Below are 8786 nucleotides of genomic sequence, written 5' to 3'. Positions count from 1 at the left end.
TTGGTAAGTCCCTTGTTGTTTTAAGCAGCCCACAATGACATTTCTTTATAGTCGAAACCTGCAACCGGCAGGTGGGCATTCTAGCCATGCTTTAGCAATCCGCTCAAAGGCGGCTCGGCGGCTAAAGACGCTCTAAGGCATGAATTTGATTGTTAAACCAGGTAGATACTTAGGAGCTGTTGCCGAAAGGTCATTGAAAAACCCTTCATCCTTAATTATCTGCTCTAGATGACTTCGTTCGATCACTAAGTAAGGCCTAATCACGCCGAACATTGGATGGTGAATCTCCGATAGGAGCTTTCCGCTATCAACACTGGCAATACGGACTCCTTTTAGGGTTATAGTATATTCTCCTGCAATATTTCCAGACTCTAGTACCTGCAACCCAATTTTATTTTCTTTACTGGACAACATTGTGTTAACCGCTGTAAAGATATGGGGATGCCTTGCTTTAACACCGTCGATAACTTTTTCGCGAAACCGGACAAAGTCCTCCTTAATCAATTTATCTAAATCCATCGCCATTCCCCCCTGCTTAAGTCTCTATAAAATATATTGCCCCTTCAGTGAGGAAATACTACATTAATTAGGTATTAGATATGTATAGGAACTCTAAAATATAATCGCCATTTGTATCTTGCAGATATGCGTTGAAACGATCAAAATGGCGCAGGTATTCAAGACAGAGTTTCATCTCTTCCTTATTTGTTGCATCATAAACTGTTGAGTCAAAACAAACCCGTTTGAACAATGAAATATCTATTTTCACCTGATGCCCCTCACCGGTATGGATGCACAGTAAGTTATTGCCCAGTTCTTCCAAAGAGCTAATTGTTGTCTTGTTGATAAGCCCCTGCGCAAACCGGATATTCGTTCTCTTATTTCCGTCTTTCAAGTATTGAATTAGAGTTTCGATAGCCATCACGACACCCCCAAACCCATATGTTTGTACATAAATATGAATTTGGGTTGCTAGTTATTCGTGTATCTTTAACTCTTGGTAGGCCGGCAGTAAAATTAGCATGGTCTAAGGAGTCGTTAGTGGCCTACGGTTGTTTTCACGTTTTTTAGCTTTCCCGCAATATATTCTTCACCCCAAAGCTGTAATGAATATAATACCTTAAACAGCCTAAGGCCAAATGGTGTTAGCCTATATTCAACACGCGGCGGTATTTCGGGGTATGAAATCCGCTCGACCAGACCATCATTCTCGAGTTCGCGCAGCTTTTCTGTTAAGACCTTCTCGCTTATGCCGGGCAATTTACGCTGCAGCTCCAAAAAACGATAAGATTGGTCATTAAGATGGCAGATTATTACCGCTTTCCATTTCCCTTTGATAAGACTGACAGCGTAGTCCAGACTACAGATATAATTTTGGTTATCGATAGTAAGCATGATTTATTCCTTTCAGGCGGAAACATATTGCCGCAAATTCCTTACCTTTTGGTAAGTATAATTACAAAAAAGTGCGTACTTGTATTGGTAAGTTTTATAATATATATTATGTGCAAACATTAAAAATCCTGTATTAAGGATTTTTACTAAACAAGGAGGTTATTGCATGAAAGTTGTCGCCTTTAACGGAAGTCCGCGCCGAGAGGGAAATACCTACAAGAGTCTAATGTTGGTTGGAGCCGAATTAGAGCGAGAAAATATTGAGTTCGAGCTTATCCAAGTCGGAGATAAAGCAATCCGCGGCTGCGTTGCCTGCGGAATGTGCAGAAAAAACAAAAATGAACGCTGCGTAATAAACGATGAAGTAAATGATTGGATACAAGCCATGAAAAACGCGGACGGGATTCTTTTAGGCTCGCCTGTTCATTATTCCGGGATTGCCGGCACTATGAAATCTTTCTTAGATCGCGCCTTTTATGTAGCTAGTGCCGCCGACCTTCTCCGCCACAAAGTAGGCGCCAGCGTTGTTGCTGTACGCCGGTCAGGCGGGATCCCAACCTTTGATGGATTAAACCATTACATTAACTATGCCGAGATGATTATGCCTGGCTCAAACTACTGGAATGTAGCCCACGGAACTGCCCCCGGCGAAGTAGCTCAAGATGCCGAAGGTCAGCAAATCATGCGGATTTTAGGGAAAAATATGGCTTGGCTATTAAAAGTATTGGCCGCCGGGAAGCCTCAAGTAGAAGCTCCTCCTGCCGAGAAAAAGATCTTTACAAACTTTATCCGCTGATTAATCTGTTCTAATACTCCCGTCCTCTATGGGGAGTAAAGAACAGCTAATCCATGGATAATTCGCCTAAGATTCAGATGGGGTTAAAACCCCATCTGAATCAAGTCTCATTTATAAGGTAATTATTACACTTCTATGTAGGCGGCCACGGCCGCCTACATTAAAATATTACTTTAATGATCGCGCTGACTGCAATAGCCGCACCAACCCATACTACCCACTTTGGTATCCCGTATTTTTCGGACGTTTCTTCAACCTTGTCATCAATTTTACTGCCTGTTTCATTAATTTTATTTTTTAGATCTTCATTCACCAATACCACCTCCTACTGCCATCCTATTCAGTTGACAGAAAAAGGTGACATTTTGCATTAAAGGAGCACTAAACTAGTGCTCCTTTATTACTTGCTTATACTTTTGAAAACGCTTTCTTCGATAAATGCTGCACTCTTTAACATTACAACACAGCCTGTCACATTATAAAGCAGCAGCGCTAGTACTCCCAGATCGATGATAAACTGAGTCGCATAAAAAAGCATTGAAGCCATAAAGTAGCCTGTTACCCCGCCAATGGCCAGTGACAGAAGACGCACTTTGCTTTTAAACAATAAGGCCAGCGCAATACCCAGAGCTAAGCCATAAGAAGACCCATATAATGAATCTAGTATCACTTGAATCGTACTAATAGAATTTCTAGGGCCTAGTGTGAGCAGATAAGCTCCAATTGCAAGCGGCAAAGAATATAACGCAGCCATTTTTCCGCCATGGGGGATACCAGTTCGATTACCTAATAGTGCCGCGTTTAGTAGCATTGTAGTCGCTATAAGCAGCAAATCTTTCATACCTAGTTGATAAGCCAGAACGCTGGCCGCTGTAGTTATCGAGCCAACAATTACTGCGACCTTTAGACTAGGAAGTTCTCCAATATTACGGTCATTACTCAAGCTGCTTACCACCTTTTTCTCCATAAAATGTTCCCTTGTTCTTCTACCAAGCCGCTATTCTTTCCTGCTTTACTATCCCAAACTTGTGCATTAGGAAACTAAGTGCCAACCAAAAATACCGTACAACGCAACGGCTGCACGGTACTTTATAGGTTTTACTCTAGGTGGTTGGTTAAGGTACGCTAACCTTCATACCTTTATCGATGGCGTAACTATCCCCGCTTATGACATTACAAATTGAGAGCCTCTCTTTTGCGCTGGTTACTCTAATTCTAGCTACTTCTTCAATAACCTCGTCAAGAACTTCACCGGTATCGGGGTCGCGAATTATATCGGAGTAACCAACTACAAATTCCTGTCCTGCTACTACTCCTTCCCGAGCACCGCGATTAATATACACCTTGCCATCTCTCGTCATAACAACCGAACCGCTCCATGGAATGTTCGGCAGCTGTTTTATCATCCAGTCAACACCTTGCTGTACAGCAGATTCGACAGCTTTACCAACGTTATCATTCTTAAAGCCGCCGCCGCCCGCCGACCAGCCGCGCCCCGAATATCCTATACCGCCGTGTGACTTATTGGATCTACCGACAACGCTTGTAGAAGCTAAAACCTGGCCGGTAGTTGAATCCACCATATACATAGTAACATTTACTTCTGACTTAGAATTACCCCCGCCAAGGGAAAAACCGCGAATACTAACTCCGCCATGTCCGCCGGATGTATCGTCTTGTACATGAGTAATAGCACCTTTAACTAGAATCTGCGCCGGTGTCATCTGGCCGATAACTGGGGTTTTAGCACCCTGCACAGTGCGGCCTGAAGCTGCAAAGTCCTGTTCGTCCATAGCCGCATTCCGCATGTCGGTCTCGCCCAGGACAATAAACCGGCCTGTCTGGTTCAATATATCTGTCATGATTATACCCCAAGCATTGCCTATGTCCCAACGACCTGACCAGCCTGCTCTGTTTTCAAATTTGGATACTGTAACGGTATACCGCAATCCTCCGGTGTCGGCTGCTTCAACAGTCTGCGGCGGCATTGCTATGAGCGTTGCAAAAAGGATCACCACTAAGATTGAAACCACTCTCTTCATTTTATCTCACCTTCCATAAGCCAAATATTAAGATAATATTACACACTTCTGCTAAATTTCCTTCCATTTTTAAGAATTATTTCCTATTTATTGAATTTCCATATGTTGCTTCGATTTCTTTTGACAACCTAAACGGTCGAAAAATAAAAAAGAGCCTTAAAGGCTCTAGCTAAGGGTAAAAACTTAGCTCGGGAAAAAGCGTTTGGAAGGATACTTCTGTTAAAAGCTCAGGGAAAAAAATGAATTGCCCGCTATTGGGATTATTTTGGTGACTGGAATTAGCACTTTTATAATAAGGACTTGAACAGCATTTGTAGCGATACTTGCAAGTCGCGCATGGGTATACGTAAAAATATTTTCTCCTCATAATAGGAACTCCTTACCTCTTTTACTATACAGTATGCAAGCCTTTTTACTAATGTTACATAATAGTTAGGCATCGGCTATGTGTTACTATACCGCAAGTTGCAATATTCGTATTAAAACCTCGATTTTGCTAAAGCTACCGGTTAGGAGGTGTTATTATTGAAAACTAATCAGCCTAAGTACAAGACTGGTACAACCGGCGTTCAACCAAACCCGAACGCACAAGACAATAAAGAAGTCCATAAAATTGATCCGCCAAAACATTCTACCCAGCATTTTTGACCGTTAAAGCCGGCTGTTTCATGGCTGGCTTTTTAATTTTGCCAGTCCTATCCTCAGTCTTTTCGGAACCTATGCCTTGATTCATACATAAACTGCAGTAGCATATTAATAGGAGCTGCAAGTATGAAATGTGATGATATAGATAGAATAGTAGTTTTATCGATCATTTTTGCTCTTTTGGGCGACATTTTAGCTTTAGGAGTCGAGCTATTAAGTCAGCGCTGCACAAAAAAAGAAGAATTAGAAGAAAGTAAAGAAAAAGCTGCTTTGAATAAGCGTCTGGACGATTTCGAACGGCGAATTAGCAAACTAGAAAATTCCTAGCGTTAATCGTCCGTTTACAAGGCCAATAATGCCGCCCTTGCATCATATTTGTTATCAGAATTAATAATTATTTGCTGCTATCTCCGGCAATACTACCATTAAACCATTCGGAGGGAGATAACATGAAAGATTTTTGCGGCAAGCATGGCTGCTATCAGGTAGAAAGAGATGAAAATATTGAATATGTTAAGGTCTATCTCAATAGTGTAAAAGTTTTTGAGGAAGACGGGAGCAACCTTTCCCATTTTAGTGCTGGTGAAAAGCAAGTGCCTGATGTAGTATTCGAATTAATAAAAGAAGAGGATACAGATTCTATGCTGACCACCGGCATGGAGGTACCGGCCTTCTGTGCAGACGGTGTTAATGAATTTGTCGCCTCAATAGTCAAGGAATCTGATAAGATTTCAGATGGCGAGGGGCTTTATCAGCAGGTCGAACAGCTTCTCAATCAGGATAATGCACCTTGGGGTGCTCATTAGATGGTAGTAAACCGCCACCTGTTATAAAGCAAAAGAAAAAACACCATCCAAAAAATGGGTGGTGTTTTTTCTTCGCCATATATGTTGTCGCTTTATCTTTAATTATTAAATTGCTCCGGATAAATGAATTAAGTTTAACACAAATAAAGAGGCTGCGATAAAAACTATAGCGGCTCCTCCGATTTTAATTGCTTCCACGATATCATCCCCTTCTTTACCATAATTCTATTCGTTACTTAACAAATATGCTACGAACAGAATAAATACAAGAAAATAACGAAACTAGCGATTGACATAATATAAGGCACTTTTAGTTTACTCCTATTTAACAAATCTTGCAAAGTCAATTTAGAGAGCTGTAGGGAGTAAATGAGTGATAAAAAAGGCTATGGCTAAATTAGATGCCCAATTATTAAAATAACTCCCGATTAGGTCAACGACCCGCTGGGAGTCCGGATAAAAAAGAAAGCGCCCTACAGGGCGCCGGCCATTAACTAAAACACTATATTTCTCAATCTCAGCTCTTGAACTATGTCGGTTCTGCACGATTGTTTCAGCATTTCTTTCAGCATAAGCAGAGAGTTCCCCATTGAGTATGGCTTTCCTGTTCTATCCACAAAATGATAGGTACCAGAGACTTTTGTAATGACTTCTTTACCATCATTACTCATCCACAGAATTTCACCTGATTCTGTTGCCATATTACTCAAAAGCACATCTCCCCTTCGCTATTTTTATAACGAACTTTCGCCAAAATGTAATGTTTCCCTGCTAGAATATCAATTAAAAATAAATTTCATTAGTTTACTCATGGAACACGGGGACAGGGCTTTTGTTTCACTAGTCCTTCTTGCGATGCTTGCTATTTGCGCTATCATATCTTGATATATAGATAATACCTTATTTGTTATCTCAATCATCGAAGGCGATATTAATTTCGACAATCTCTGGTTGATTGCCAAGTCTTATTGGCGGTCCCCATGTACCATAGCCGCACGACACAATCAGTTGATAAGCATCTTTTTTCAGATAGCCCCAATCTTGTTCATATATTCGTTGAGTGATTATATTATTGGGGGAAAACTGTCCCCTGTGAGTATGGCCAGATACTTGAAGATCAACACCTTGTTGAACTGCTTCATTAAGTCGTGATGGCTGATGATCCATTAGTATTATTGTTTGCTTTCTATCAATATCTTTCATTATCTCAGCAAGTGTCTTTGTTCCTCTGGCAGCATATCGGGCAGCCGAAACATCATCACGACCGACAATATAAATAGCATCACCAATTTTAATCCATTGATCTTGAAGGACAGTAATACCGTTATTTTTTAGTAGTGAAACTGCTAGAGCTGGTTGTCCGCCGATATATTCATGGTTGCCGAGAACTGCATATGACCCAAAACGAGCCTTTACATTTCGAAGTGGTTCTGCAATATTATTTTTCGCTACATATTCAACGTCATCATCAATTTGATCGCCAGCATATAAGACAATATCCGGGTTCAATTGATTTAGGGATTCTGCCAATCGTTCCACACGATCCGTTCCAACGACTCGGCCCATATGGATGTCCGACACTAAAACAATCTTTAAATTATTCATTCCTGCGGCTTTTTTATTGATTGATATATCATAACGAGTTACTACTGGATTTTGCGCATTCCAAGCACCATAAACTAACATTCCCAAGAGGATAAATATAACTACATACCCCTGGTTAGTTGTGTCTTTAGCTACGGCCGATAAGAAGCCTAGTCGCTTATCAGCGATTTTGATAATATCTACGATAAGCCACAGCAGCACAGACCAATATGTTACGGCTAACCACCAATCACCAACAATAAATAAGCTTTCTGCCTTACCGACACCAGTCCGTGCCAATACACGTGAGATAATCGGGGCGGCAGCGGCTAATATAAATACAATCCAATAAACCTGTTGCGGAATGGTCACTATTGTTTTTAGCCAATAAAAAAAACGATTGCCTATGTACAGATTAGCTAGGCCATAGACAACGGCAAAAGTTAGAAGGAATCCCATGTTTGCCCCCTAAAAAGATAATCACCTTTCATACTACATCGTAAAAATTAAAAACGCAAATATCATGCATACTATGTGGAAGCCATCTCACCGTTGCGCGACCCGCGGTGATAAGCGTCCTGTTCCCTTCGTCGCTTATTGAAACAATGTCCCTGCACCCGAGAATATTTCAGAGGTGATAGTAAATGTTCGATGATCTTGGAGTAATTATTCGGACTTTAGTAATGTTACTTTCTCTTCTTTTAGTTACAAGAATATTAGGTCGAAGAACCTTATCCGAGCTGACTTTCTATGATTTTGTAATTGGCCTAGTTATCGGGCATATTGGGGGTTCTGTGATTACCAACGAAGAATTTAGTATCCGTAATGGCCTGGTAGCCCTAGCTGTTTCAGTTATATGGATTCTAGCTATTAATATGCTAACACTAAATTTCGTACCTGCCAGAAAACTAATTGAAGCCGAGCCGCTGCTTGTAATTTACAGAGGTAAAATCTTAGAGAACAATCTAAAAAAACGCTATTACAATGTCAATGATCTTTTGGAAATGCTGCGGGAGCAGGGTACGTTTGACCCTGCTCAAGTGGAAATAGCGTTAATTGAGTCGGACGGTCAACTAAGCGTATTAAAAAAACCGGAATATCAAACTCCTTCCATCAAAGATTTTGCTATTCAAAAACCCCACCAGACGCCAGCAGGCGTTCTTGCCGGGACGGAAATTATAATCGACGGTGAAATTATTGAACATGGTTTAGCCCTTAGCGGATTAACGCTAGAGCAGCTCAAAATTCAGTTAAGCAATTTAGGTGTATCCAATTGGCAAGAAGTAACTTTGGCTATGATTACTCCCGACGGCAAATTATACTTAGACAAGAGAGATGATACTCTTTAAGAGTGAAAGAATACGTAACACGGGGACAGCGTAACACGGGGACAGGGACCTTGTTTCACTATTGACTTATTGCGATGTATGCTGTTTAGCTATTTCTCTTTAGGTAATTGCTTTTAGAGCACCTAGCCATTACGCCCACCATGAAACAACTGACCTGTCCCCCTGTTTC

The 8786-nt window shown here is 41.0% G+C and carries 12 protein-coding genes; 4 read left to right on the top strand and 8 right to left on the bottom strand.

Annotation, left to right across the window (positions count from 1 at the left end):
* Window positions 1-132: 132 nt before the first annotated feature.
* From GX348_03675 to GX348_03665, 3 genes are all read right to left on the bottom strand, one after another.
* Entirely contained in the window at window positions 133-519 is a 387-nt protein-coding gene (locus tag GX348_03675) for a hypothetical protein (GenBank protein NLP41287.1), read from the bottom strand.
* Between the two features lie 67 nt (window positions 520-586).
* Window positions 587-922: a hypothetical protein gene (locus tag GX348_03670; protein NLP41286.1), complete on the bottom strand. Its 336-nt coding sequence runs from the start codon at window positions 920-922 to the stop codon at window positions 587-589.
* A gap of 116 nt (window positions 923-1038) precedes the next feature.
* The gene (locus GX348_03665) at window positions 1039-1395 is read right to left on the bottom strand and encodes a helix-turn-helix transcriptional regulator (protein ID NLP41285.1); all 357 of its coding nucleotides are present in this window, start codon (window positions 1393-1395) and stop codon (window positions 1039-1041) included.
* 166 nt (window positions 1396-1561) lie between these two features.
* On the opposite strand from GX348_03665, the gene GX348_03660 reads away from it, so the two are divergent.
* Complete coding sequence (locus tag GX348_03660; GenBank protein NLP41284.1) at window positions 1562-2191, top strand: flavodoxin family protein; 630 nt, start codon at window positions 1562-1564, stop codon at window positions 2189-2191.
* 160 nt (window positions 2192-2351) lie between these two features.
* Here GX348_03660 and GX348_03655 read toward each other — a convergent pair whose 3' ends face one another.
* From GX348_03655 to GX348_03645, 3 genes are all read right to left on the bottom strand, one after another.
* Window positions 2352-2504 carry a hypothetical protein gene (locus tag GX348_03655; GenBank protein NLP41283.1) on the bottom strand — a complete coding sequence of 51 codons (153 nt, stop codon included), beginning with the start codon at window positions 2502-2504 and terminating at the stop codon, window positions 2352-2354.
* A gap of 87 nt (window positions 2505-2591) precedes the next feature.
* Window positions 2592-3134 carry a hypothetical protein gene (locus GX348_03650; GenBank protein ID NLP41282.1) on the bottom strand — a complete coding sequence of 181 codons (543 nt, stop codon included), beginning with the start codon at window positions 3132-3134 and terminating at the stop codon, window positions 2592-2594.
* A 172-nt stretch (window positions 3135-3306) separates the two neighbouring features.
* A complete protein-coding gene (locus tag GX348_03645; GenBank protein ID NLP41281.1) occupies window positions 3307-4233 on the bottom strand; it encodes a hypothetical protein in 927 nt (308 codons plus the stop codon).
* A 771-nt stretch (window positions 4234-5004) separates the two neighbouring features.
* Here GX348_03645 and GX348_03640 point away from each other — a divergent pair.
* A complete protein-coding gene (locus tag GX348_03640) occupies window positions 5005-5205 on the top strand; it encodes a hypothetical protein (GenBank protein ID NLP41280.1) in 201 nt (66 codons plus the stop codon).
* A 122-nt stretch (window positions 5206-5327) separates the two neighbouring features.
* A complete protein-coding gene (locus tag GX348_03635; protein ID NLP41279.1) occupies window positions 5328-5684 on the top strand; it encodes a hypothetical protein in 357 nt (118 codons plus the stop codon).
* Window positions 5685-6178: 494 nt separating this feature from the next.
* On the opposite strand, the gene GX348_03630 is transcribed toward GX348_03635, so the two are convergent.
* Complete coding sequence (locus GX348_03630; GenBank protein NLP41278.1) at window positions 6179-6394, bottom strand: hypothetical protein; 216 nt, start codon at window positions 6392-6394, stop codon at window positions 6179-6181.
* Between the two features lie 202 nt (window positions 6395-6596).
* Window positions 6597-7727 (bottom strand): metallophosphoesterase, encoded by a 1131-nt coding sequence (locus GX348_03625; GenBank protein ID NLP41277.1) that lies wholly within the window; start codon window positions 7725-7727, stop codon window positions 6597-6599.
* 185 nt (window positions 7728-7912) lie between these two features.
* On the opposite strand from GX348_03625, the gene GX348_03620 reads away from it, so the two are divergent.
* On the top strand, window positions 7913-8617 hold the full coding sequence (locus GX348_03620; protein NLP41276.1) for a DUF421 domain-containing protein: 705 nt from the start codon (window positions 7913-7915) through the stop codon (window positions 8615-8617).
* Window positions 8618-8786: the final 169 nt, after the last annotated feature.

Source organism: Veillonellaceae bacterium (genome assembly GCA_012523975.1).
Lineage (GTDB): Bacteria > Bacillota > Negativicutes > JAAYSF01 > JAAYSF01 > JAAYSF01.
The sequence above is the reverse complement of the archived record's forward strand: the minus strand, read 5'-3'. Positions and strand labels throughout refer to the sequence as shown.

What these genes read in the sequence shown, in the direction of transcription:
- GX348_03675 (NLP41287.1), bottom strand. Translation starts at nt 519, where the DNA reads ATGGATTTAGATAAATTGATTAAGGAGGACTTTGTCCGGTTTCGCGAA.
- GX348_03670 (NLP41286.1), bottom strand. Translation starts at nt 922, where the DNA reads ATGGCTATCGAAACTCTAATTCAATACTTGAAAGACGGAAATAAGAGA.
- GX348_03665 (NLP41285.1), bottom strand. Translation starts at nt 1,395, where the DNA reads ATGCTTACTATCGATAACCAAAATTATATCTGTAGTCTGGACTACGCT.
- GX348_03660 (NLP41284.1), top strand. Translation starts at nt 1,562, where the DNA reads ATGAAAGTTGTCGCCTTTAACGGAAGTCCGCGCCGAGAGGGAAATACC.
- GX348_03645 (NLP41281.1), bottom strand. Translation starts at nt 4,233, where the DNA reads ATGAAGAGAGTGGTTTCAATCTTAGTGGTGATCCTTTTTGCAACGCTC.
- GX348_03640 (NLP41280.1), top strand. Translation starts at nt 5,005, where the DNA reads ATGAAATGTGATGATATAGATAGAATAGTAGTTTTATCGATCATTTTT.
- GX348_03635 (NLP41279.1), top strand. Translation starts at nt 5,328, where the DNA reads ATGAAAGATTTTTGCGGCAAGCATGGCTGCTATCAGGTAGAAAGAGAT.
- GX348_03625 (NLP41277.1), bottom strand. Translation starts at nt 7,727, where the DNA reads ATGGGATTCCTTCTAACTTTTGCCGTTGTCTATGGCCTAGCTAATCTG.
- GX348_03620 (NLP41276.1), top strand. Translation starts at nt 7,913, where the DNA reads ATGTTCGATGATCTTGGAGTAATTATTCGGACTTTAGTAATGTTACTT.